This window comes from uncultured Pseudoflavonifractor sp., assembly GCF_944387805.1.
Classification (GTDB): Bacteria; Bacillota; Clostridia; order Oscillospirales; family Oscillospiraceae; genus Pseudoflavonifractor.
Genome location: NZ_CALXGI010000006.1, coordinates 1 through 25166, shown reverse-complemented (window position 1 = coordinate 25166; position 25166 = coordinate 1). Strand labels below are relative to the sequence as shown.

23 protein-coding genes are annotated in these 25166 nt (G+C 60.2%); 22 read left to right on the top strand and 1 reads right to left on the bottom strand.

Annotation, left to right across the window (positions count from 1 at the left end):
• Positions 1–228: 228 nt before the first annotated feature.
• The 7 genes from Q0K06_RS02885 to Q0K06_RS02855 all read left to right on the top strand — a co-directional run bounded on the left by Q0K06_RS02885 (position 229) and on the right by Q0K06_RS02855 (position 6836).
• Complete coding sequence (locus Q0K06_RS02885; RefSeq protein ID WP_294548343.1) at positions 229–471, top strand: ribosomal L7Ae/L30e/S12e/Gadd45 family protein; 243 nt, start codon at positions 229–231, stop codon at positions 469–471.
• 71 nt (positions 472–542) lie between these two features.
• The gene (rpsL, locus tag Q0K06_RS02880; RefSeq protein ID WP_294548340.1) at positions 543–977 is read left to right on the top strand and encodes a 30S ribosomal protein S12; all 435 of its coding nucleotides are present in this window, start codon (positions 543–545) and stop codon (positions 975–977) included.
• A 201-nt stretch (positions 978–1178) separates the two neighbouring features.
• Positions 1179–1649, top strand: a complete 471-nt coding sequence (rpsG, locus tag Q0K06_RS02875; RefSeq protein WP_294517717.1) for a 30S ribosomal protein S7 — start codon at positions 1179–1181, stop codon at positions 1647–1649.
• Positions 1650–1661: 12 nt separating this feature from the next.
• On the top strand, positions 1662–3770 hold the full coding sequence (fusA, locus tag Q0K06_RS02870) for an elongation factor G (RefSeq protein ID WP_294548338.1): 2109 nt from the start codon (positions 1662–1664) through the stop codon (positions 3768–3770).
• A 162-nt stretch (positions 3771–3932) separates the two neighbouring features.
• Entirely contained in the window at positions 3933–5135 is a 1203-nt protein-coding gene (gene tuf / locus Q0K06_RS02865; protein WP_294548336.1) for an elongation factor Tu, read from the top strand.
• Positions 5136–5364: 229 nt separating this feature from the next.
• Positions 5365–6219 (top strand): mechanosensitive ion channel family protein, encoded by an 855-nt coding sequence (locus Q0K06_RS02860; RefSeq protein ID WP_294548333.1) that lies wholly within the window; start codon positions 5365–5367, stop codon positions 6217–6219.
• Positions 6220–6242: 23 nt separating this feature from the next.
• Positions 6243–6836 carry a hypothetical protein gene (locus tag Q0K06_RS02855; protein WP_294548331.1) on the top strand — a complete coding sequence of 198 codons (594 nt, stop codon included), beginning with the start codon at positions 6243–6245 and terminating at the stop codon, positions 6834–6836.
• Between the two features lie 51 nt (positions 6837–6887).
• Here Q0K06_RS02855 and Q0K06_RS02850 read toward each other — a convergent pair whose 3' ends face one another.
• A complete protein-coding gene (locus Q0K06_RS02850) occupies positions 6888–7367 on the bottom strand; it encodes a DUF4830 domain-containing protein (RefSeq protein ID WP_294548328.1) in 480 nt (159 codons plus the stop codon).
• Between the two features lie 103 nt (positions 7368–7470).
• Between Q0K06_RS02850 and Q0K06_RS02845 the strand changes: the two genes are divergently transcribed.
• From Q0K06_RS02845 to trmFO, 15 genes are all read left to right on the top strand, one after another.
• Entirely contained in the window at positions 7471–8223 is a 753-nt protein-coding gene (locus Q0K06_RS02845) for a pseudouridine synthase (protein WP_294548326.1), read from the top strand.
• A 185-nt stretch (positions 8224–8408) separates the two neighbouring features.
• Positions 8409–9500: a helix-turn-helix domain-containing protein gene (locus Q0K06_RS02840; RefSeq protein ID WP_294548324.1), complete on the top strand. Its 1092-nt coding sequence runs from the start codon at positions 8409–8411 to the stop codon at positions 9498–9500.
• Positions 9501–9602: 102 nt separating this feature from the next.
• Entirely contained in the window at positions 9603–10295 is a 693-nt protein-coding gene (gene ftsE, locus Q0K06_RS02835) for a cell division ATP-binding protein FtsE (protein ID WP_294548322.1), read from the top strand.
• Entirely contained in the window at positions 10279–11178 is a 900-nt protein-coding gene (gene ftsX, locus Q0K06_RS02830) for a permease-like cell division protein FtsX (protein WP_294548320.1), read from the top strand. Before ftsE ends, ftsX begins: the two co-directional genes overlap by 17 nt.
• 25 nt (positions 11179–11203) lie before the next feature.
• Positions 11204–12484, top strand: coding sequence for a M23 family metallopeptidase (locus Q0K06_RS02825; RefSeq protein ID WP_294548317.1), 1281 nt, complete (start codon positions 11204–11206; stop codon positions 12482–12484).
• A gap of 109 nt (positions 12485–12593) precedes the next feature.
• Positions 12594–13775: a S41 family peptidase gene (locus Q0K06_RS02820; protein ID WP_294548315.1), complete on the top strand. Its 1182-nt coding sequence runs from the start codon at positions 12594–12596 to the stop codon at positions 13773–13775.
• Between the two features lie 142 nt (positions 13776–13917).
• The gene (locus Q0K06_RS02815) at positions 13918–14664 is read left to right on the top strand and encodes a hypothetical protein (protein ID WP_294548313.1); all 747 of its coding nucleotides are present in this window, start codon (positions 13918–13920) and stop codon (positions 14662–14664) included.
• A gap of 154 nt (positions 14665–14818) precedes the next feature.
• Positions 14819–15292, top strand: coding sequence for a transcription elongation factor GreA (gene greA / locus Q0K06_RS02810; protein ID WP_294548311.1), 474 nt, complete (start codon positions 14819–14821; stop codon positions 15290–15292).
• A 75-nt stretch (positions 15293–15367) separates the two neighbouring features.
• The gene (gene lysS / locus Q0K06_RS02805) at positions 15368–16870 is read left to right on the top strand and encodes a lysine--tRNA ligase (RefSeq protein WP_294548308.1); all 1503 of its coding nucleotides are present in this window, start codon (positions 15368–15370) and stop codon (positions 16868–16870) included.
• Between the two features lie 144 nt (positions 16871–17014).
• Positions 17015–18364 carry a potassium transporter TrkG gene (locus Q0K06_RS02800; RefSeq protein WP_294548519.1) on the top strand — a complete coding sequence of 450 codons (1350 nt, stop codon included), beginning with the start codon at positions 17015–17017 and terminating at the stop codon, positions 18362–18364.
• A 56-nt stretch (positions 18365–18420) separates the two neighbouring features.
• The gene (locus Q0K06_RS02795; RefSeq protein ID WP_294548305.1) at positions 18421–19074 is read left to right on the top strand and encodes a TrkA family potassium uptake protein; all 654 of its coding nucleotides are present in this window, start codon (positions 18421–18423) and stop codon (positions 19072–19074) included.
• Between the two features lie 31 nt (positions 19075–19105).
• Positions 19106–19864 carry an RNA methyltransferase gene (locus tag Q0K06_RS02790; RefSeq protein ID WP_294548302.1) on the top strand — a complete coding sequence of 253 codons (759 nt, stop codon included), beginning with the start codon at positions 19106–19108 and terminating at the stop codon, positions 19862–19864.
• Positions 19865–19884: 20 nt separating this feature from the next.
• On the top strand, positions 19885–21117 hold the full coding sequence (dprA, locus tag Q0K06_RS02785) for a DNA-processing protein DprA (RefSeq protein WP_294548300.1): 1233 nt from the start codon (positions 19885–19887) through the stop codon (positions 21115–21117).
• Between the two features lie 52 nt (positions 21118–21169).
• On the top strand, positions 21170–23494 hold the full coding sequence (topA, locus tag Q0K06_RS02780; protein WP_294548298.1) for a type I DNA topoisomerase: 2325 nt from the start codon (positions 21170–21172) through the stop codon (positions 23492–23494).
• A gap of 60 nt (positions 23495–23554) precedes the next feature.
• The gene (gene trmFO / locus Q0K06_RS02775) at positions 23555–24859 is read left to right on the top strand and encodes a methylenetetrahydrofolate--tRNA-(uracil(54)-C(5))-methyltransferase (FADH(2)-oxidizing) TrmFO (protein WP_294548296.1); all 1305 of its coding nucleotides are present in this window, start codon (positions 23555–23557) and stop codon (positions 24857–24859) included.
• Positions 24860–25166: the final 307 nt, after the last annotated feature.

The following is a 25166-nucleotide window of genomic DNA, read 5'->3' as shown; positions in this document are numbered from 1 at the left end:
GGAGTAATCTGTACGTTTTCCATAGAAAGGAAGCCGGGGTGTGGGGGTAAAATTGTTATCAGTGCCCGAAAGGGAAGAAAACTGCAAAAACACCGCGTTTTCCGGTATTTTTGTGCTTGACTATCCAATCCGCCTATGCTATAATCTCAAATTGCGCAGGTATGTCTGCGCAAGGCGTATCAATGCACTGTTTTTTGCGTAAGAAAACGGGAAGAAGGAGGCGCACAGATGCTCTCGGAGCTGAAAAATGGCCCCAAGGTGGCCGGTGTCAAGCAGACAAAACGGGCGATTGGGGACGGGAGAGCGGTGCGCGTCTTTCTGGCAGAGGATGCCGATCCCCGTGTAACCGAGCCGGTGGAGACGCTCTGCCGGGAGAAGGGGATTGCTGTGGAGCATGTCCCCGCCATGAAGGAGCTGGGCGCCGCCTGCGGCATTGCCGTAGGGAGCGCTGTGGCGGCTCTGATCCGTTGATTTTAGCGGAATAATCTTACGGTTATTCTGTTAAAATATATTCTATCATCGTCTAAGAAAGGAGGAAAACCATGCCTACGTTTAACCAGCTCGTCCGTAAGGGCCGCGAGAAGGTGACCTATAAGTCCACTTCTCCCGCTATGCAGCATGGCCTGAACACCCTGACCAACCGCGAGACCGACCTGCCTTCCCCCCAGAAGCGCGGCGTGTGCACCGCTGTGCGTACCTCCACCCCCAAGAAGCCTAACTCGGCTCTTCGTAAGATTGCCCGTGTTAAGCTGACCAATGGCTACGAGGTCACCGCCTATATTCCCGGTGTGGGCCACAACCTGCAGGAGCACTCTGTGGTCATGATCCGCGGCGGCCGTGTCAAGGACCTGCCCGGTGTGCGTTACCACATCATCCGCGGCACTCTGGACACTCAGGGCGTCAATGGCCGTATGCAGGGCCGTTCCAAGTACGGCGCCAAGCGGCCCAAGGCCGGCAAGGGCGGCGCGAAGAAGTAATTTCCCCGCTGCAACTTACCCCAGCAACATTGAAATGACACAATGCGCATGAGCGCAAGGCAGTTGTCCTTGCAGAAGCGCTTCCTTATATATAGGGGCGTTTCCGGCAGGGCACTGGACAAGCAGGCACTTGTCTTACACGGGGGCGTATGAATCGCCTTCGAGTACCTATGAAATCATACTATGAAGGAGGGAAGCAAAGTGCCCAGAAGAGGAAACGTACCCAAGCGGGAGGTTCTGCCCGACCCGCTGTATAACTCCGTACTGGTTACCAAGCTGGTCAACAGCATCATGCTGGACGGCAAGAAGGGCGTGGCCCAGAAGGTGGTCTACGGGGCGTTTGACATCATCAAGGAGAAGACCGGTAAGGAGCCCCTGGATGTGTTCACCGCCGCTATCGAGAACATCATGCCTTCCCTGGAGGTTAAGGCCCGCCGTGTGGGCGGCGCCACCTACCAGGTGCCCATCGAGGTCCGTCCCGAGCGCCGTCAGACCCTGGGTCTGCGTTGGCTCACCACTTACTCCCGCGCCCGCAGCGAGAAGACCATGAAGGAGCGTCTGGCCGGCGAGATCATGGACGCCGCCAACAACCTGGGTTCCGCCGTCAAGAAGCGCGAGGATACTCACAAGATGGCCGAGTCCAACAAGGCGTTCGCTCACTACCGCTGGTAAAGGAGTTAAAGTATGCCTAGAAAAGTTAGCCTGGAGAATACCCGGAACATTGGTATCATGGCCCACATCGACGCGGGCAAGACCACCACTACCGAGCGTATCCTCTACTATACCGGCGTCAACTACAAGATTGGCGAGACCCACGACGGTACCGCCACCATGGACTGGATGGCCCAGGAGCAGGAGCGCGGCATCACCATCACCTCCGCCGCCACCACCTGCTACTGGAAGGGGACCAAGAATCAGTTCCCCCAGACCCGTATCAACATCATTGATACGCCGGGCCACGTGGACTTCACCGTCGAGGTGGAGCGCTCCCTGCGCGTGCTGGACGGCTCTGTGACCGTCATGTGCGCCAAGGGCGGCGTTGAGCCCCAGTCTGAGACCGTTTGGCGCCAGGCGGACCACTACAAGGTCCCCCGTATGATCTATGTCAACAAGATGGACATCATGGGCGCCGATTTCTATAACGTGCTGAACATGATCCATGACCGCCTCAAGTGCAACGCCGTGCCCATTCAGCTCCCCATCGGCAGCGAGGATACCTTCAAGGGCATCATCGACCTGGTGGAGATGGACGCTGACATCTACTATGATGAGATGGGCAAGGACATGCGCGTGGAGCCCATTCCCGAGGACATGATGGAGCTGGCCCAGGAGTATCGCACCAAGCTGATTGACGCCTGCGCCGACCTGAGCGACGAGATCATGGAGCTGGCCCTGGAGGATCAGCCCATTCCTCAGGACCTGATCCGCAAGGTTCTCCGCCAGGGTACCATCGACAACAAGGTTGTGCCCGTCACCTGCGGCACTTCCTACCGCAACAAGGGCGTGCAGAAGCTGCTGGACGCTATCGTGGATTACATGCCCTCTCCCGTGGACATCCCCGCCATCAAGGGCATCAATCCCGACACCGACGAGGAGGAGGAGCGTCACTCCACCGACGACGGCCCCTTCGCCGCTCTGGCCTTCAAGATTGCCACCGATCCCTTTGTCGGCCGTCTGTCCTTTATCCGTGTCTACTCCGGCACCCTGAACACCGGTACCGCGGTGCTCAACTCCACCAAGAAGCAGAAGGAGCGCATCGGCCGTATCCTGCAGATGCACGCCAACCACCGTGAGGATATCGAGACTGTGTACTCCGGCGACATTGCCGCCGTCATCGGTCTGAAGAACACCACCACTGGCGATACTCTCTGCGACGAGAAGGCCCCCATCATTCTGGAGTCCATGGAGTTCCCCGACCCCGTTATCCGCGTGGCTATCGAGCCCAAGACCAAGGCCGGTCAGGAGAAGATGGGCATCGCCCTCGCCAAGCTGGCTGAGGAGGACCCCACCTTCAAGACCTATACCGACGAGGAGACGGGCCAGACCATCATCGCCGGCATGGGCGAGCTCCACCTGGAGATCATCGTGGACCGCCTGCTCCGCGAGTACAAAGTGGAGGCCAACGTTGGCGCACCCCAGGTCGCTTACAAGGAGACCATCCGCAAGGCTGTGGATCAGGACACCAAGTATGCCCGTCAGTCCGGCGGTAAGGGCCAGTATGGTCACGTAAAGATTCATGTGGAGCCCAATGAATCCGGCAAGGGATACGAGTTCGTCAACGCCATTGTGGGCGGCGCCATCCCCAAGGAGTATATTCCTGCGGTTGACGCCGGCATTCAGGGCGCCATGCAGGCCGGTGTTCTGGCCGGCTACCCTGTTGAGGACGTGAAAGTCACCCTGTACGACGGCTCTTATCACGAGGTCGACTCCTCTGAGATGGCCTTTAAGATTGCCGGCTCCATGGCCTTCAAAGAGGCCTGCCGCAAGGCTGATCCCGTGCTCCTCGAGCCCATCATGAAGGTGGACGTCATTGTCCCCGAGGACTATATGGGCGACGTTATCGGCGACCTGAACGCCCGCCGCGGCCAGATCCAGGGCATGGAAGCCCGTCCCGGTGCTCAGGCCATCGACGCTCTGGTGCCTCTGAGCGAGATGTTCGGCTATGCCACTGACCTGCGTTCCCGCACTCAGGGCCGCGGCCAGTATTCCATGGAGCCCCACAGCTATGTGGAGATTCCCAAGAACATCGCTGAGAAGATCATCGCTGAGCGCGGCCGGAACAACGCCGACTAAGCTGCAAAACAGCCCAAAGGCCCCTCTTCGGAGGGGCCCGCGGGATGAGTTTTTCCGGATGCGGAAGAAAGTATTGCAATTTCTCCGTCAATGCTATACAATATCTACGCATTCATTTAAAACATCAAACATGTTAACATGTAATTAAGGAGGATACCCAACATGGCTAAGGCAAAATTTGAGCGTACTAAGCCCCATGTCAACATTGGCACCATCGGCCACGTTGACCACGGCAAGACCACCCTGACCGCTGCTATCACCAAGTATCTGGCTCTGAAGGGCCAGGCTCAGTTCGAGGACTATGCCAGCATCGACAAGGCCCCCGAGGAGAAGGAGCGCGGCATCACCATCAACACCGCTCACGTGGAGTATGAGACTGACAAGCGTCACTATGCCCACGTGGACTGCCCGGGCCACGCCGACTATATCAAGAACATGATCACCGGTGCTGCTCAGATGGACGGCGCCATCCTGGTCATCGCTGCCACCGACGGCCCCATGGCTCAGACCAAGGAGCACATCCTGCTGGCCCGTCAGGTGGGCGTGCCCGCCATCGTGGTCTTCCTGAACAAGTGCGATCAGGTTGACGATCCCGAGCTGCTGGAGCTGGTGGAGATGGAGGTCCGCGAGACCCTCGACAAGTATGAGTTCCCCGGCGACGAGATCCCCATCATCAAGGGTTCCGCTCTGAACGCTCTGGTGTCCGAGTCCACCGATCCCAACGCTCCTGAGTATGCCTGCATCAAGGAGCTGATGGATGCTGTCGACGAGTATATCCCCACTCCCGCCCGTAACGACGACCTGCCCTTCCTGATGCCCGTCGAGGATGTGTTCACCATCTCCGGCCGTGGTACCGTGGCTACCGGCCGTGTTGAGCGTGGCATCCTGAAGGCCGGCGAGACTGTTGAGATCGTTGGCCTGACCGAGGAGAAGAAGTCCACCGTCGTCACCTCCATGGAGATGTTCCGCAAGACTCTGGACTACGTTGAGGCCGGCGACAACGTGGGCTGCCTGCTCCGTGGTATCGCCAAGACCGACATCGAGCGTGGCCAGGTGCTCTGCAAGCCCGGCTCCATTCACCCCCACACCAAGTTCAAGGGCCAGGTTTACGTGCTGACCAAGGACGAGGGCGGCCGTCACACCCCCTTCTTCAACAACTATCGTCCCCAGTTCTACTTCCGTACCACCGACGTGACCGGCATCATCACCCTGCCCGAGGGCACTGAGATGTGCATGCCCGGCGATAACGTCGATATGAACGTGGAGCTGATCACCCCCATCGCCATCGAGAAGGGCCTGCGCTTCGCTATCCGCGAGGGCGGCCGTACCGTTGGTTCCGGCGTCGTCATCGAGATCGACGAGTAATTCGCTTCTCGCTGCGCGCAGCTGACGTGTGATCTCAGAGAGGTCCTGTCCGTTTTGGATAGGACCTCTCTTTTTTGTGCGCAGGGAAAATTCGAAAAACGAAGGAACTGACAGGAGATGCAGGATATGCTTCACATTGACAGCTGAATATTGTATAATCATTATGAGCGTCCTGCGGATTTTTGCGCGGTGTGCTGTATGAATGCGACTGTGGAAGGGGGGCGGACCTGTGGATGGTAGTATTGATGTGAACAGCGCGGTAAGTGCTGATTCAGAACAGGTCGTAGATGCATTTACAAAGTTTTTTCAGGCGCCCAACCTCTGGCTGAGGGTGCTGTATGTGGCGCTGCTGCTGGCGGCCTGCCTGATTGTGATGAAGCTGCTGATGTCCATACTCAATCGGGCGCTGGACCGGCTGAACATTGAGAAGGGACTCCATACTTTCATCAAATCTGTGGTCAGAATTCTGCTCTGGTTTTTGACCATTATCATCGTTCTTGGATACATTGGCATAGAAGTCACGTCCCTGATTGCGCTGCTCTCTGTTATCGGCCTGGCTATTTCTCTGGCAATTCAGGGCACGCTCTCCAATCTGGCGGGAGGGATTCAGGTGCTGGTATCCAAGCCCTTTAAGGCCGGGGATTATATTGAGACGGAAAGTGTGAGCGGTACCGTAAGTGAAATTGGCCTGGTGTACACAAAAGTCAAAACTTACGATAACAAGCTTATTATGATTCCCAATGGTCAGATCTCCTCGGCCAAGATTACCAACTATACCGCCGAGGAGCGGCGGCGGGTAGATTTAAAGTTCAATACCTCCTATGACGCGCCGGTGGAGCTGGTGAAGGAGACGATTCAGGCGGTCATTCGCAGCCATCCCAAGGCGCTCCGGGAGCCTGCTCCTTTTGCCCGGGTCTCGGCCTATAATGACAGTTCCATTGAATACGCTGTGCGGGTCTGGTGCGCCACCAATGACTACTGGGCGCTCTATTCCGACCTGCTGGAACAGGTCAAGGCGGCCTTTGATCAGAACGGGATTGAGATGACCTACAACCATTTGAATGTCCATATGATGCAGGATTAAGCGCGCACAGGAGGCGGTTGCCGATGGAAAAGCAATTTTCTGCGGTAGGACAGGGCCTGATGAAGGTGTTTTTCGGCGTGTGTCTGTCCGCAGCCTATGTGCTGCTGAACACCACGGGGCTGGTCCTGGGACTGATGCCGCTTCGGGTGCTCTCTGCCATTATGTGCCTGGCGGTCTTTTTTATGGTATTTGTGGGGCTGTCGGCCTCCTCTATCGTGGAGAGCGGCTACTGGCGGGCCATATGGTGCGCGCGGGGAAGCGCTGTGGTGGGACTGCTGGCCGCATTGATTATGGACAATGCACTGCTGATTTTGCTTCTGGCAGTAGTCAGGCAGCTGATGGAGATAGCGGGTATTGCGGTAGTCTGCCGCCTGTCCAGCCGTCTGATGGCAGAGCGGGACGGAGAGAGAGACGCAGGCCGGGGAAAATGGACCTGGCGGCTGTGCACACTGTGCGGATGCGGTGGCATTCTCTGTGCCGGCGTCATCTTCTATATCCGCAACACGAAGATGATGCCGGCCTTGGTGCTGGCCTATCTGGTGCTGCAGCTGCTGAATCGCCTGATTTTCATGGTATTTCTCTACCGAAGCAGGGGCGTGCTGAAGGAACAGCGATAAAGAGAGGCGCGCCGGGCGCCTCGACGTGCGCGGCGCCGCAGACAGCGCTTCTCAGGACTGTGGAAGAGACAGACCGTGGATAAAGCCGTCCAGCTGGCTGGACAGCACCTCTCCGCCGATGACCGTATTTTTATAGACCAAGAGGCCGGCCTGGACGCCGCTCTCGCCGGTGGGGTAATTGGTGATGGCGTAGGCATAACGCTTCACCCGCTTGCCGCAGTATTTGGTCAGGTCAAAGCCCTGGCTGGACTGGAGCTCCAGATATTGGTCGTAGGTCTCGTCAAAGGTTTCCGGGATCAGGAGCTCCTCCACTGCGATGGGTTCCGGCTCCACTGTCCAGCCGTACTGCTCCAGGTAAGCCACCCGGTCCTCGTTGGTTCTGACGCTGCTGGACCCCACTGGGGCGGAGACAGCTGTTTCCCTCCCGCCCAGGAGGAAGAACAGGGCCACCAGTGCGCCGCAGAAAATCACCCCGGCCACAGCCGCGGCGGTGAGCTTTCTGCGGTCTATTTTGGCGGTAAAGATAAACACAGCACAACGCTCCCTCCGTTTTATGTCGTGGTAATCCATATGTGAGCGGGGCAGAGGTTATGCCAGGAAACGGCGGCAAAACAGAGGGACAGGAGAGAACAATATGGAGCGACTGGATAAAATTCTGGCCTCGACGGGACGGTGGTCACGCCGGGAGGTGAAAGAGCTGGTGCGGGCCGGCCGGGTAACGGCCAACGGCGGCGTGGTCCGCAGTCCGGAGGAGAAATACCAGAGAGAGGGCCTGGACCTGCAGGTGGACGGACAGAGCGTGCTCTGTGCGCGGTATACCTACCTGATGCTGCACAAGCCGGCAGGATTGGTTTCTGCCACAGAGGACCCCAGGCAGCCTACCGTTCTGGAGCTGCTGCCGGAGCACCTGAGGAGGATTGGCCTCTTTCCCGCCGGCCGTCTGGATCGGGATACGGAGGGGCTGCTGCTGCTCACAAACGACGGGGCTCTGGCCCACGACCTGCTCTCTCCCCGCAAGCATGTGGATAAGACCTATTTCGTCCGCGTGGAGGGGAAGCTGGACCAATCAGACGTGGAAGCATTTTCCGGCGGGATGACGTTGGGGGGCGGGCTGGCCTGTCTGCCCGCGGGGCTGGAGCTGCTGGAAGAACCTGACGAGGCGCTGGTGACGCTGCGGGAGGGAAAGTACCACCAGATTAAGCGGATGCTGGCGGCCCGAGGCAAGCCGGTACGCTATCTGAAGCGGCTTACCATGGGACCGCTGGCACTGGACAAGGAGCTGGAGAAGGGGGACTGGCGGCCTTTGACAGAGGCGGAACTGGCCAAACTGCGGTCCGTTCCGGGCGCTGTGTCAGAAAATCCACAAAAAAATTTGCCTGATAAGTGATAGAAACGGCGAAAAAACAGCAAACTTTCCCTGATATCGTCACAAATTTAGGAAGTGACAGACCTGGTTCGGCAATTTTCACAAAAAAATTTGCGTTTGCTATTGAAATGCACAAAAAAATCCGCTATACTGTAAAGGAAAATGTGCGTTCCCATGATAATAGAGTTTGAGGGAGGCTGTCGCCTATGTCCAGCAGGATTTTCCAGAGCGTCGTACTACAGATGAAAGAGAGCTCAGACAGAGCCGTTGGCGTTATCGATTCCGAGGGGACGGTAGTGGCCTGCAATGAGCTGACCAATATTGGAGAGCGTTGGCCCGGCGCGGTGGAGGCGGTAAACGCCGCGGGAAATGAGATTGTCACCTTTGAAGGAAAGACGTTTAAGCCTTTGACCGGCTGGGGCGCTCAGTTTGACTATGCCGTATTTGTCCGCGGCGAGGATGACCAGGCCCGGCTTATCTGCGCCATGGCTGCCGTGGCGCTCAACGGAGCAAAGACCTACTACGAGGAGAAGCATGACAAGGCCACCTTTGTCAAGAACATTATCTCCGACAATATCCTGCTGGGAGATATCTATGTCCGGGCCAAGGAGCTGCACTTTACCTCTGAGGTCCCCCGGGCTGTGTTCCTGATCCGCCAGGTGGGTTCCACCGATGTGGGTGCCATCGACGTGGTCAGGTCGCTGTTCCCTGAGAAGCAGGTGGACTTTGTCCTCTCCATCAGCGAGACCGATGTGGCTCTGATCAAGCAGCTGTCTGACACCACCGAGAGCAAGGACTTGTATAAGGTGGCCAAGCAGATTGAGGACGCCCTGGCCGAGGAGCTCAATGTGAAGGCGGTTATCGGCATCGGCACCATTGTTACCCACATCCGGGATCTGGCCCGGGCCTACAAGGAGGCGCAGGTGGCCATTGACGTGGGCAAGGTGTTTGACACCGAGAAGTCCATCATCAACTATGAGAATCTGGGTATTGGGCGCTTGATCTATCAGCTGCCCACCACTCTGTGCGAGATGTTCCTCCAGGAGGTCTTTAAGAAGAATCCTATCGACGCCCTGGATCAGGAGACCCTGTTCACCATCAATAAGTTCTTTGAGAACAACCTGAATGTGTCCGAGACGGCCCGTAAGCTCTTTGTCCACCGGAACACCCTGGTGTACCGCCTGGAGAAGATTAAGAAGCTGACGGGTCTGGACCTGCGGGAGTTTGACGACGCCATCACCTTTAAGGTGGCCCTCATGGTCAAAAAGTATCTGATCTCCCGGGGCATTGATTCCTGAACATGACAACCGTATAGGGGACGCCGGTTTCGGCGTCCCCTATACGCAGTTGAATGGATATGTATTGGTACGCATGATAACTATCAGGCAGACGAGGTAGCTATGATTCGACTCATCGATATCTATAAGACCTATGACAACGGTACAAAGGCCCTGAAAGGGATCAATCTGCGGATTGATGACGGCGAATTTGCCTTTTTGGTGGGCCCCTCAGGCTCCGGCAAGTCCACCATTATCAAGCTGCTGACCGCCGAGGTGGCGCCCACTGAGGGGCGGCTGATGGTGAACGGCTACAACCTGAACACCATCCGGCCCCGGCAGGTGCCCTATCTCCGGCGTACGCTGGGGGTTATCTTCCAGGATTTCCGTCTGATCGAGAAAAAGACAGTGACGGAGAACCTGACCTTCGCCATGCGGGTGGTGGGCGCTTCATCCCGGGAGATCCGCAAGCGGATTCCCTATGTGCTGGAGCTGGTGGGCCTGTCCAAGAAGAAGGACATGTGTCCCAACCAGCTCTCGGGCGGCGAACAGCAGCGTGTAGCCATCGCTCGGGCGCTGGTGAACAACCCCAGCATGATCATTGCCGACGAGCCCACCGGCAACCTGGACCCTCAGCGATCTTTGGAGATTATGATGCTGCTGGAGCGCATCAATGAACTGGGCACCACCATGCTGGTGGTCACCCACGAGAAGGAACTGGTCAACCGCTTCTCCAAGCGGGTGGTGGCAATTGAGAGCGGCAGGATTATCAGCGACGAGACAGGCGGGTATTACAACAATGAGACAACGTTTTAATTTCAGCTATTTTGTTTCTGAGGGCTTCCACAGTATTTTTACCCACGGTCTCATGTCTTTTGCCGCCGTGTGTATGATCGTGGCCTGCCTTCTGATTATGGGCTCCTTCTCCCTGGTGGCCGTCAACGTGGGCAATATGCTGGGAGAGCTGGAGCGGGACAACGAATTTCTGGCCTATGTGGACGAGACCATCCCGGAAGAGGAGGAGGCCGCCCTCCAGAAGACGCTGGAGGCGGTGCCCAATGTGGCCTCGGTGGAATTCATCAGCAAGGAGACCGCCAAAGAGAATTATGTGGAGCAGTACGCCAACGGCGAGGATGCCGAACTGTTTCTGAATCTGCCTGATGAGGTGTTCCGGGACCGGTACAGCATCAAGGTCAGGGACATTGAGCAGTTCTCCGCCACAGTATCAGCTGTGGAGTCGGTGCCCGGCATAGTGAATATCCAGGCCATCCCGGAGATTGCCCAGGGCTTTGTGGTCATCAGCAACGTGGCCAGCGGCGTCGCTATTATTCTGGTGGTCATGCTGGTGGTCATGTCTCTGTTCATCATCGCCAATACCATCAAGCTGGGAACCTTTACCCGGCGGGATGAGATTGCCATCATGAAGATGTGCGGCGCCACCAACAGCTTTGTGCGCTGGCCCTTTGTGGTAGAGGGCATGATCCTGGGCCTGGTAGGCGCCGTGGTGGCCTTCCTCCTCCAGTGGGGCGTGTACAGCCTCATCGGCCAGGCTATTGAGACATCCGACACCATCCAGCTTATCACCATCATCCCCTTCCAGACCTTGGCGCTGAAGGTGTTCGGCATCTTCTGCGGCACCGGTCTGGTGGTGGGCGTCGGCGGCAGTATGGTGGCCATCGGCAAGTTCCTGCAGGTATAAGGGGCGAGACAAAAAGGAGATACTCATGGCAAAGAAACAGCAAAACCAGAGGTCAGGAAAGAAAAAGGTGTGGGACGCCAGAAGAATTCTGATGGCAGTCCTGGCCTGCACAATGGTGCTCCTTTTGCTCCTGCCTATTCTAACCATGGCCATGCCTGCGGCGCGGGCCGTGACCGAAGATGAACTCCGGCAGCAGATTGAGGACCTGAAGGGCAGCGCCTCCGACGTGGAGAGCAAAAAGGAGGAGCTGCAGAGCCAGCTGGAGCAGGTCCAGGGCCAGAAGGACAAGGCCATGCAGGAGAAGCAGCTCCGGGACCAGGAGCTGGCCTACATCGACCAGCAAATCGCCAACACGGAGAGCCAGATTGCCTACTACGACCAGCTCATCGAGCAGGAGACCGCCAATCTGGCTGAGGCCCAGGCCAAGGAAGAGGCCCAGTATGAGCTCTTCTGCCAGCGGGTGCGGGCCATGGAGGAGGCGGGCAACGTCTCTTACTGGGCCATTCTCTTCAACGCCAGCAGCTTTTCCGACATGCTGGACAAGCTGGTCTTTGTTCAGGACGTGATGGACTACGACAACGCGGTGATTGAGCAGCTCAAGGCGGACCGCCAGGCGGTGGCCGACGCCCTTACCGCGCTGGAGAGCTCCCGTACCGAGCAGGCCAATCAGAAAACTCTGCTGGACCAACAGCGGGCGGATCAGGCCGTCAAGGTGGAGGAGGCAGCCCAGGTGCTGAAGAACCTGGAGAGCGACGTGGCCGAGTATGAGCGCCTGCTGGAGGCCCAGGCCGCCGAAGAGGCGCGGGTCAACGACGCGATTGCCCAGAAGGAGGCGGAGCTGGAGGAGCTGATCCGGCAGAACCAGATCCAGTTTACCGTCAGCAACGGCTGGCTCTATCCGCTGCCCACCAGCTGCATGACCCTGACCTCCGCCTTTGGCTACCGGATCCATCCCATCACCGGCCGGCCCCACAGCCACACCGGCACGGATATCGCCGCGCCCTACGGCACGCCCATCAAGGCGGTGAAGAGCGGCGTGGTCACCATCTCGGAGTACGGCAGCTCTTATGGAAACTATGTGGTCATCAGTCATGGCGACGGCACCACCAGTCTCTACGCCCACATGAGCAGCCGGGCGGCCAGAGTGGGCGATGTGGTCAGTCAGGGCGATATCATCGGCTATGTGGGCTCCACGGGCAATTCCACCGGCAACCACCTGCACCTGGAAATCCGGGTCAACGGCACACGGGTGGACCCGGAGCAGTACTGGCCCGACCTGCCCTTCTATCGCCAGTACAATACCTGATAACCAAAGAATGCATGAAAGACGGGAGCGGGCGGGGGAGACACCCCCTGCCCGCTCCCGCCTTTGATAAAGCAGCCGTACAAACTCTGCCTGGAAAGGAAGCATCCCAATGAGAAAAAAGCGATTTTCCCCCCTGGCCCTGATTCTGGCCGTGGTGATTACCCTGGCTGTCGCCTTGGGCGGCGTTGCCCTGGCGGCCTGGGCGCTTATCGGTCCGCAGGCCCTTACTCTGCTGGAGGGGCTGACACTGATCAACACCCGCTTTGTGGGTGAGTATGAGGAGAGCGATGTGGTGGACGCGGCCATGGCCGGCATGGTGTCGGCGCTGAATGACCGCTGGTCCTACTATCTGGATCCGGAGAGCTACGCCGCCACGCAGCAGCGCCGGCAGAACATGTATACCGGCATTGGCGTGACCGTCAACTATACCAGTGAGGAGGGCCTCACCGTCATCGGCGTCACGGAGGACGGACCCGCTGACCAGGCCGGCCTTCAGGTGGGAGACATTATCATCGCCGTGGACGGCACCTCTTTGGCCGGTGACGCCCGATACGACGGCGCAGACCTGATTCAGGGCGAGGCAGGCACCAGCGTGGAGCTGGAGATTCAAGGGGCCGACGGCGCGGTGCGTACCGTGACCACAACCCGGGCCCAGATGGAGACCGACCCGGTGGAGTATGAGCTGCTGGAGAGCGGCGCAGGCTATATCCAGGTGAAGAACTTCTATCGCCGCAGCGCCGACCGGGTGAAGGAGGCGGTGGATGACCTGGTGGCTCAGGGGGCCACGGCGCTGGTGTTTGACATGCGCAACAACGGCGGCGGCTACCTGGACGAGCTTACCGAGATGCTGGACTATCTGCTGCCCGAGGGCCCCATTTTCCGCCAGCAGGATCGGGAGGGCAATGAGACTGTAACCAACTCGGACAGTCACTGCATTGACCTGCCCATGGCCACCCTGGTCAACGCAAGTACTTACTCTGCTGCCGAGTTCTTTGGCGCCGAGCTGCAGGAGCAGGGGGTGGGGGTCATCGTGGGAGAACCCACCTCCGGCAAGGGCTACTCCCAGCAAACCTTCCCGTTGCCCAGCGGCGGAGGGCTGGGCATCTCCACCGAGAAATACTTTACCGGCAACGGCATCTCGCTCATTGGAACCGGCGTTACCCTGGACCGGGAGGTGTACCTCTCTGAGGAGGAGGGTCAGCTTCTGCAGGCGGGCCGGCTTCCTTACGAGGAGGACGCTCAGCTTCAGGCCGCGCTGGAGCTGCTGGGCAGGACGCAATCAAATGGATGAGATTGATAGAGCCCGGAGACTGTCCCGCCTGGGATGGCCTCCGGGCTTTTCTGTGGCATGGAAGCCGAGAGGGAGGAATATACTGCCCTGACCGGAGCGGCGGCTGCGCCGCCCCAATACAGGAGCGGCGGGGGAGCGGAACATGCTGGGTTATATGGCGCTGACAGGGGAGAGGGGCCGAAAGACCATCCTGGAGCAGACGGAGATTATGGGCCTGGCGCTGGCGCGGGCGCTGGTGCCGGGCACCGGCGGGCGGCGGGAGAAGCGGCTGGCGCGGCGTGTGGAGCGGGCCGCCAGGAGATTGAGGGAGGGAGGCATCTGCCGGGTGCTGACCGGGCCGGACTTTCCGTACTGGGATCTGCTGGATGCCCAGGGGCTGCGGGGTGTCGACCCGGGCCCCATGTGCCAGGCACTGGCGGCTCCCCTGGCACTGGCGGCGCTGGAGAGGCTGCATCCGCCGGGGCGGGCTGTGGTGGCGCTGCGCGGCGGCCGGGTGTCCCGCCCGCTCTTCCAGGCGGCAGCGGCGCTGTGTGCCCGCGTGTGGGGCGTGGAAGTGGATGTGCCCGGCGGCGGGTCAGAGCTGGCGGACTACCTGCGCCGGGAGTATGGCCTCCCGGTGCTGGAGCGGGAACGTCCGGATCTGATTGTAGAATTTTCACCTGTCTCAGGCAGAAGGCCGAATTGTCCCGCCCTGGTGCTCCACGGCCCGGCGCCGGACCTGCTGGGGTTGACGCTGCGGCCGGCCGGGGCTATCCCGGAGGGGTTTGCGCCGCTGCCGCTGACAGCCGCCCTGTGGGAGGCCGGCTGCCTGTCCCAGCCGCCGCAGATTGTCCGGGAGCAGGAAGAAAAGATGGCGGCCGGGGGGATTTCGGAGCGGAAAGGCCCTTGACAGAACCAGACAAACTACATATAATACGTAACGTCACTATTGCGAGATAGTGGGTCTTTTATTATACGCAAAAATAGGGACCGACCGGCTGCCGGCGCCGGCCCCTTCACGGTTGAATGAAATTTGTTTGAAACGGAAAGGTGTGCGCAGCAATATGGCGAAGGAATTCAAGCTCAGCCCTGAGCGCTGGAAGGCGTTGAAAGATGAACTGGTCTATCTGAAGACGGTCCGGGAGAAAGAGGTGGCCGATCAGATTAAGGAGGCCCGCTCCTTCGGCGATCTGAGCGAGAACAGCGAGTACGATGAGGCCAAGAACGAGCAGGGCAAGCTCTACTCCCGGATTGCCGAGGTAGAGAACATCCTGGAGAACTGCGTGGTTATTGAGGAAGATAACCACGACGGGAAGACGGTCCGCCTGGGCAGCCAGATCAAGGTGCTGAATGTGAAGCTCAACCAGGAGCTGGAGTATGAGGTGGTGGGCTCTCAGGAGGCTGACCCCATGAACGGCCGCATCTCCGAGGACTCCCCCTTTGGCCGGGCCCTGCTGGGCAAGAGCGTGGGCGATGACGTGGTGGTGGAGGCGCCTGCGGGCACCATGCACTACAAGGTGCTGGAGATCAGCAAGTAAGCTGGGGCGCGGCCCCCAGCGGAACAACATAAGAGAAGCCGGGATTATCCGGCAACAAGATAAGGAGCAAGGAGTATGACAGAGAATACCAACGCCCCCCGCCAGGAGGAGCAGTCCCTTTCGGAGCTTCTCCAGGTTCGCCGGGACAAGCTGAAGGACCTGCAGGACGCAGGAATGGACCCCTTCCAGCAGACCAAGTACAGCGTGACCGCCCACTCCCAGGAGATCAAGGACAACTTTGAGACGATGGAGGGACAGACGGTCTCCGTTGCTGGCCGCCTCATGTCCAAGCGCGGCATGGGCAAGGCCATGTTCTGCGACCTGCAGGACGTCCAGGGCCGCATTCAGCTGTACGTCCGCATTGACGAGCTGGGAGAGGAGCCCTTCGCCCGGTTCAAAAAGGTGGACATCGGCGACATTGTGGGCGTGGAAGGAGAGGCCTTCCGCACCAAGCGGGGCGAGATCTCCGTCAAGGCCAGGCAGGTCACTCTGCTCTCCAAGTCCCTCCGGCCCCTGCCTGAGAAGTTCCACGGCCTGACCGACAAGGAGACCCGTTACCGCCAGCGGTATGTGGACCTGATTGTCAACCCCGAGGTGCGCCAGGCCTTTGTGGTGCGCTCCCGGTTCATTAAGCACGTCCGGGAGTTCCTGGACAACCGGGGTTATATGGAGGTTGAGACCCCTGTGCTCAACACCATCTCCGGCGGCGCCACCGCCCGGCCCTTCATCACCCACCACAACACCCTGGACATTGATATGTACATGCGCATCGCCACCGAGCTGCCCCTGAAGCGGCTGATTGTGGGCGGCATGGACCGGGTATACGAGCTGGGCCGTATTTTCCGCAATGAGGGCATGGATCCCAAGCACAACCCCGAGTTCACCACGGTGGAGCTCTATCAGGCCTTTGCCGATTTCAACGACATGATGGATCTGTTTGAGGACCTGCTGTCCTCCGCCGCCCAGAAGATTCTGGGCACCTACGAGGTGGAGTGGCAGGGCGAGAAGCTCGATCTGACTCCTGGCTGGCCCCGGATGCCCATGCACGAGGCGGTGAAGCAGTACACCGGCCTGGACTTTATGGCCATCACTTCTGATGAGGAGGCTGTGGCGGCCGCCAAGTCCATCGGCGTGGAGCTGCCTGAGACCGCTGATAAAACTTGGGGCAATGCCCTGTACGAGGTGTTTGACCAGCGTGTAGAGGAGAAGCTGATTCAGCCCACCTTCATCACCATGCACCCCGTGGACGTGTCCCCTCTGGCGAAGCGTTCCCCCAAGGACCCCCGGCTCACCGAGCGGTTTGAGCTGTTTATCTGCCACAGTGAGATGGGCAACGCCTTCTCCGAGCTCAACGACCCCATTGACCAGCGCCAGCGCTTCCAGAAGCAGGTGGAGCTGCGGGACAAGGGCGACGACGAGGCCGGCATGATGGACGAGGACTTCCTCAATGCCCTGGAGTACGGCATGCCGCCCACGGGCGGCCTGGGCATTGGCATTGACCGCTGTGTCATGATGCTTACCAACTCTGATACCATCCGGGACGTGATTCTGTTCCCCACCATGAAGCCCCTGGACTAATCTTACAAACAGCATACCGGAGGAGATCCATCCCTTCGGTATGCTGTTCTGCGTAAAACGGGGAAAATGGCGGAACGAATCACGCCCCCGCTATACTGTGGAGGCGTTAGTTTGAAAAAATATATCGGTATCTGGTTCAGAGACATGCTGATCCGGAGGAAGAGTATGAATGCCACCCGCATGGTGGCTGGGAGCTTCGCTATCATTATTCTGCTGGGAACGCTGCTGCTGATGCTGCCCATTGCATCCCAGAACGGCCAGAGCGCCGGATTTCTTACCAGCCTGTTCACCGCCACTTCCGCCACCTGCGTGACCGGACTTGTCCCGGTGGATACGGGGATGAGCTGGACCTTCTTTGGACAGGTGGTCATCATTCTGCTGATACAGGTGGGCGGCCTGGGCTTTATGACCGTGCTGTCGCTGTTCTCACTGCTGCTGCGCCGCCGTATCGGCTTGTCTGAGCGGCTGATCATAGCATCCACGCTGAACCTGAACGACATGGACGGCGTGGTCCGGGTGGTACGTCATGCGCTGATGGTGACATTCACCATGGAGGGTATCGGCGCAGTGGTGCTCTCTACCCGGTTTATTCCTCAGTTTGGCCTTCTGGGCGGCATCTGGCGGGGAATTTTCCACGCCATTTCCGCCTTCTGCAACGCCGGATTCGATTTGGTAGGTGGAAAGTTCGGCGCCTTTACAAGTATGGAAGGGTACAACAACGATCCGCTGGTGCTGGGCACGATTATGGTGCTGATTGTATCCGGCGGTCTGGGCTTTTTCGTATGGGAGGATATGCTTCGGGTCAAAAGATGGAAAGGCTTTTCCTTTTACACGAAAATGGTGCTCACCATTACTGCCGGGCTGCTGATTTGCGGCGCTGTGTTCTTCCTGTGCGTGGAGTACAACAACCCCGCCACCTTTGGAGCCATGCCGCTGCCCCAGAAGGTGCTCAACGCGATGTTCCAATCTGTGACGCTGCGTACGGCGGGCTTTGCATCCTTTAATCAGGGCGGTCTGCAGGACAGCTCCATTGTGGTCTCCTGCGTCCTGATGCTGATCGGCGGATCCTCGGGCTCCACAGCCGGCGGACTGAAGACGGTGACGGCGGCGCTGCTGCTGCTGAGCCTGCGGGCCAATCTGGCCGGCCGGGAGCAGGTGACCATCCGGGGGCGGGCCATCTCTTACCGAAAGGTCATCGACGCCATGACACTGGCGCTGATCATCGTATTCCTGTTTATGACAGGCTCCATTCTGATCTCTCTGGCGGATGGGGTACCCTATCTTCATGCCGCCTTTGAAACAGCGTCGGCACTGGGCACGGTGGGCGTGACCGTGGGCATTACGCCTTCCCTGAGTCCTGTTTCTCACGTGATTCTTATCTGCCTGATGTATCTGGGCCGTATCGGTGTTCTTACCTTCTCCATGGCATTCCTGACCAGGAGCCGCTATCCGGCAAAAATCAAATATCCGAATCTGGACGTTATGATCGGCTGACGGCAGATAGAGCCGTCGATTCTGCATCCGCCAACAGCGGAGAAAGGTGAATTATCATGAAGACTTTTGTTGTTATTGGACTGGGACGTTTCGGCACTGCCGTGGCCACTGAGCTTTGTGAGCTGGGGCACGAGGTGCTGGCCATTGATGCCAGCGAGGAAGGCATACAGCAGGTGGCCGACCGGGTTACCCATGCCGTGGCCGGCGATGCACGGGATCCCGCCGTGCTCCGTGCCCTGGGTGTGCGCAATTACGACTGCGCCATTGTGGCTGTGGGCGACGACGTGGGCAACAGCGCTCTGATTACGCTGAATCTGAAGGAGATTGGCGTCAAGCGGGTCATCTGCAAGGCCCAGAGCCATGTCCACCGGAAGGTGCTGGAGAAAATTGGCGCCGACCGGGTGGTGTTCCCCGAACATGAGATGGGCGTCAAGCTGGCCCAGGGGCTGTCCAGCTCCAGCGTGCTCAACTTTATTGAGCTGTCCGAGGACTTTGGTATTGTGGAACTGGAGATCCCCAAGAGCTGGCAGCACCGATCCATTCGGGATCTGGACGTCCGGGCCAGGTACCATGTCAATATTATCGCCGTCCGCAGGGGAAGCACCGGTCAGCTGACCGTGGCTCCCGGCGGCGACTACGTTCTGGAGGGCAAGGACGCGGTGGTCACCCTGGGCCGGAACGAGGACATCAACCGTCTGCACGACCTGTAAGGGTCAGGCAGCAGAGAGAAGGAGGCCCCCTATGGAGCACATCACCAGCCGGCAGAATCCCCTGATGGTCCGGATCAAAAAGCTGGCGCACAGCCGCGCCCAGCGGCGGGAAGAGGGCGCGTTTGTCTGCGAGGGGCCGAAGCTGATTGAAGAGGCCCTAAAGTGGGGGGCTGATGTGGAAACCATTCTGGCGGCGGAGGGCTGTTCCGTGCCCCAAAGCCTGACTGGCAGGACCCGTCAAGTGGAGGTGCCTGACAGCCTGCTCCGAGCGGTCTCCTCGGTGGAGACACCTCAGGGGCTGCTGGCGGTGTGCCGCACTCCGGCGCTCGCGCCGCCGGACAAGCTGTCCGGCGGGCGTTACCTGGTGCTGGACGGAGTGCAGGACCCGGGAAATCTGGGCACCATCTGGCGCACCGCCGACGCCTTCGGCGCCGACGGCCTGCTGCTGGTCAACGGCTGCGCCGACCCCTGGAGTCCCAAGACCATCCGGGCGACGATGGGAGCCTGCTTCCGCCTGCCCGCCTGGGAGACGGAATTAGAGACGGTCCGGGCACTGCTGGACGGGGCGGGTATCCCGCTCTATGCAACTGCCCTTCGGGCAGATACGGCGGACGTGCGGGAGGTGGACCTGAAACGGTCGGCTGTGGTGATTGGCAGCGAAGGCAGGGGCATCTCGGAGGAGGCCCTGGCCCTGTGCCGGAGGACAATCAAAATCCCCATGCGGACGCGCTGTGAATCCCTGAATGCAGCTATGGCGGCAGGGATTGTACTGTGGGAGATGTGCCGGTAAGAGAATAGGAGGGGATGGCTGTGGCAGCGCTGAAATATTGGATTTGGCTCACCACGCGGCGGGGACTTACGCCCCTTCAGACCTTCCAGCTGCTGGATCATTTCGGCACGCCGGAGGCAGCCTACTTTGCCGACCGGGAGGAATACCGCCTGTTCGGTCTCAATGAGTGGCAGCAGAAGTCCCTGCTGGACAAGAGCATGGATGGGACCGAGCGTATCCTGGCCGAGTGCGACCGGCTGGGCATCCGCATTCTCACCATCCAGGACGCAGAGTACCCGGAGCGGCTCCGGCAGATTACAAATCCGCCTTGCCTGCTCTATGTGAGGGGAAAGCTGTTCCCCTTTGACGAGCTGGTGACCATCGGTGTGGTGGGCAGCCGGCGTCCCTCGGAGTACGGGAAAATCATGGCGGGGCGGCTGGGCATGGACCTGGCAAGAGGGGGCGCGCTGGTGGTCTCCGGGATTGCCCGGGGCCTGGATGCGGCAGCCCTCCGGGGCGCCCTCAAGGGCGGCGGCAGTGTGGTGTCCGTGCTGGGCGGCGGAATTGACGTGGTCTACCCGGCGGAAAACCGCTGGCTCTATGAGGACGTGGCGGCAGCCGGGGCTCTCATCTCCGAGTACCCGCCGGGGACAGAAAACAAGGGCGACCATTTTCCCGTCCGCAACCGGATCATCAGTGGATTGTCCCTGGGCGTGGCCGCCGTGGAGGCGGAGGAGCACAGCGGAACTCTGATCACGATGCGCCTGGCCCTGGATCAGGGACGGGATGCCTTTGCGGTGCCCGGTAATGCCGACGCGCCCATGAGCCGGGGCACCAATCTGCTGATTCAGCGGGGCGAGGCCAAGCTGATCATGTCCGGCTGGGACATTTTGTGTGAGTATGAGTATCTGCTGCCGGGACGGGTAAGCCGTCCCGAGCCTCTCCCGGCTCAGGAGGAGGCAGAACGGCTGGAGACGCCCGCGCCTCTGCCGGAGCCGGATCAGACCCGGGCCGCCGCGGCTGAAACGGTTGACAACCTTGAAAAAATGGCATATATTACCTTACAAGATGGGGAAGGAGGATTTACCGACGATGAGCGGGACATTCTTCTGGCCCTGGAGGGGCGGGCGCTGCGGACAGACGACCTGGTGGAACTGACCCAGATTCCTGCCCGCAGGGTGTCCAGCGCCCTGACCATGCTGCAAATCCGCGGATATGTGGAGGAGAAGGCGGGCAGGCGCTTTGAGAGCACCGTGAGACTAAAGCGAGAATAAGCGAGGGGAGCCGGGCCTGGTGGAGCGGCCGCTCCTCTTTTGGAGGTATATCGTGGCAAAGACAAATCTGGTTATCGTGGAGTCACCGGCCAAGGCCAAGACCATTACGAAATACCTGGGCCCTGGGTATCAGGTGAAGGCGTCGATGGGCCACGTGCGCGACCTGCCCAAGAGCAAGCTGGGCGTGGACGTGGAACATGGCTTCACTCTGGACTATCAGCCCATCAAAGGCAAGGAAGAGGTCATCGACGACCTGAAGAAGGCCGCCAAGAAGAGCGACCAGATCTTCCTGGCCACCGACCCGGACCGGGAAGGCGAGGCCATCTCCTGGCATCTGAAGGAGCTGCTGGGGCTGCCCGACGAGCGAACCCACCGGGTTACCTTTAATGAAATCACCAAGAAGGTGGTCAACGAGTCCATCGCCCACCCCCGGGCCATTGATATGGACCTGGTGGACGCCCAGCAGGCCCGCCGGGTGCTGGACCGCATTGTGGGCTATCAGATTTCCCCCCTGCTGTGGAAGAAGATCCGCCGGGGCCTGAGCGCGGGCCGGGTTCAGTCCGTGGCCACCCGGCTGGTGGCTGAACGGGAGCGGGAAATCCGGGACTTTAAGCCCGAGGAGTACTGGACGCTGGAGGCTGAGCTGGAGCGCATCGCCCCCGCGGCGGGTAAGTTCAAGGCCGCCTTCTACGGCCGTGAGAAGAAGATGGAGCTCCACAGCGCGGAGGAGGTCAACGCGGTGGCGTCCGCCGTAGAGCACGCCCCCTTTACCGTCCGGGGTGTGAAGCGGCAGGACAAGCAGCGCAACCCCGCGCCCCCCTTCACCACCTCCACCCTCCAGCAGGAGGCCTCCCGCAAGCTGAACATGACCCCCCGGCGGACCATGTCCATTGCCCAGCAGCTCTATGAGGGCGTGGACATCGCGGGAGAGGGCACCGTGGGTCTCATCACCTATATGAGAACCGACTCCCTGCGCCTGTCTGACGAGGCCACTGCGGCCGCCAGAAGCTTTATCCTGGGCCGTTACGGCCAGGAGTACTATCCGGGCAAGGCGCGGGTTTACAAGGCCAAATCGGGCGCGCAGGACGCCCACGAGGCCATCCGCCCCTCCGACGTGAACCTGACCCCCGAGGACGTGAAGAAGGATCTGACCAGTGAGCAGTACCGGCTCTACAAGCTGATTTGGAGCCGTTTCCTGGCCTGCCAGATGGCCGCCGCTGTGTACGACAGCGTGACCATTGACGTGGAGTCCGCCGGATACACCTTCCGGGCAAACCACTCGGCCATCAAATTCTCCGGCTATATGGCGGTGTACGTGGAGGGCAAGGACGAGGAGGAGGACGAGTTTCAGTCCCCGCTGCCCGACCTGAAGGAAGGGGAGTCCCTGGACCTGCGGAAGCTGAACCGGGACCAGCACTTCACTCAGCCCCCCGCCCGGTACACCGAGGCCACCCTCATTAAGGCACTGGAAGAGAAGGGGATCGGCCGCCCTTCCACCTACGCTCCCACTGTGTCCACCATTCTGGACCGGGAGTATGTGGTGAAGGAGGGCAAGTACCTGCGCACCACTCCTCTTGGTGAGGTGGTCACTGACCTGATGAAGGACAAGTTCCCCGACATTGTGGACACCGCCTTCACCGCCCACATGGAGGAGCAGCTGGATGAGGTGGAGACTGGCAAGGTCAACTGGCGGGAGCTCATCAGCAGCTTCTACGGCGGCTTTGAGAAGGAGCTCCGGCAGGCGGAAAAGGACCTGGACGGCGAGCGCATCAAGGTGCCCGACGAGGTGTCTGAGGAGATCTGTCCCAAGTGCGGCCGGAACCTGGTCATCAAGTCGGGCCGGTTCGGCCGCTTCCTGGCCTGCCCCGGCTGGCCCGAGTGCGACCATACCCAGCCCATTGTGATTGAGATGCCCGGCCGCTGCCCCAAGTGCGGCGGACGGATTCTGAAAAAGACTTCCAAGCGGGGCTTTGCTTACTACGGCTGCGAGAACAACTCCGGCCGCAACGGCGTGAAGTGCGATTTTATGACCTGGGATGTGCCGGTGAAGGACAACTGTCCTTCCTGCGGCCATACGATGTTCAAGAAGTCGGGCAGAGGCTTTAAGAAGCCCTTCTGCATCAACCCTGAGTGCCCCAACTTCCTGCCTGAGGATCAGCGGGGCTACAAGAAGAAGCCCGCCGCCGAGGGCGCGGCTGAGGCCGCTCCTGCCGAGGGAGAGGAGAAGGCCAAAAAGACCGCCGCCAAGAAGACGGCGGCCAAGAAGCCTGCGGAGAAAAAGACGGCTGCCAAGAAGGCAGCCGAGAAGAAGCCTGCGGCGAAGAAGACCACCACGAAAAAGACGGCGGCCAGGAAGGCCGCCAAGACCGAGGAATAACCCTGGGGCAGGGGCGGGGAAGCGCCCGCCCCTGCCCTCTTGCGATACAAAGGAGATACGATGGAACCAGTGATTGTAATCGGCGCGGGCCTGGCCGGGTCCGAGGCCGCGTGGCAGCTGGCGCAGCGGGGCATCCCGGTGGAGCTGCGGGAGATGAAGCCGGAGAAGATGACCCCCGCCCACCACACGCCCTGGTTTGGCGAGCTGGTGTGCTCCAACTCCCTGCGGTCCGACCAGCTGGAGAACGCGGTGGGCCTGCTGAAGGAGGAGCTGCGCCGCATGGGCTCCCTGATTCTGTCCTGTGCCGATGAGCACCGGGTGGAGGCGGGGGGCGCCCTGGCGGTGGACCGCCACGGCTTTGCCCAGGCCGTTACAGAGAAAATCCGCAGCCACCCCCTGATTACCGTAGTGGAGGGGGAGGTGGAGCACCTTCCGGCGGAGGGGCAGGTCATTGTGGCCTCCGGGCCGCTGACTTCGGACGCCCTGGCCGAGGACATCAAGGCATTTTTCCCCGAGAGCCGCTACCTGAACTTCTTCGACGCCGCCGCGCCCCTGGTGACCTTTGAGAGCGTGGACATGGACAGCGCCTTCTTTGCCTCCCGGTACGACAAGGGCACCCCGGACTATATCAACTGCCCCCTCACTGCCGAGGAGTACGAGGCCTTCTGGACCGAGCTGTGCGCCGCCCAGGAGGCGGAGGTCCACGGCTTTGAGGACAGGAACGTGTTTGAGGGCTGCATGCCCGTGGAGGTCATGGCCCGCCGGGGCCACGACACCCTGTGCTACGGCCCCCTCAAGCCCCGGGGCCTGAAGGACCCCAGGACGGGTAGGGAGCCCTTTGCAGTGGTGCAGCTGCGCAAGGACAACGCCGACGGCACCATCTATAACCTGGTGGGCTTCCAGACCCACCTGAAGTGGCCTGAGCAGAAGCGGGTGTTCTCCATGATTCCCGCCCTGAAGAACGCCGAGTTCGTCCGCTACGGGGTCATGCACCGCAATACCTACCTGGATTCCCCCCGCCTGCTGGACCGGTATTACCGGGTGAAGAAGGACCCCCGCATCTGCTTTGCCGGACAGATTACCGGCGTGGAGGGCTATGTGGAGTCCACCGCCTCCGGCTTCCTGGCGGCGCTGGAGCTGTCCCGCCGCCTGCGTGGCCTGCCGCCCGTGGATTTTCCCCAGGAGACCGCCACCGGCGCCCTGGCGCTGTATATCAGCAACGAGAGCGTCACCGACTTCCAGCCCATGAACGTGAATTTCGGCATCATCCCGCCCCTGGGCTATAAGGTGAAGGGCAAGCGGAACAAGAACGCCGAGCTGTCCAGGCGGGCGCTGGAGAAGCTGGCGGAGCTGGACACGGAGTAAGGTAACGACCGCTTGCCCTGCGAGCGGGAGCGAGCCGCGCCGGGGGCGCGTCCAAGCGTTTTCGCAATGCGAAAACCTTGCCGAAGGGGCGATTCACTCGCCCCGAGGAGATGGAATCAAGGGGCCCCCACGAAATTATAATTTCGTGGGGACAAGCGGAACAAGAACGCCGAGCTGTCCAAGCGGGCGCTGGAGAAGCTGGCGGAGCTGGACACGGAATAAGGTAACGGCCGCTTGCCCTGCGAGCGGGAGCGAGCCGCGCCGGGGGCGCGTCCAAGCGTTTTCGCAATGCGAAAACCTTGCCGAA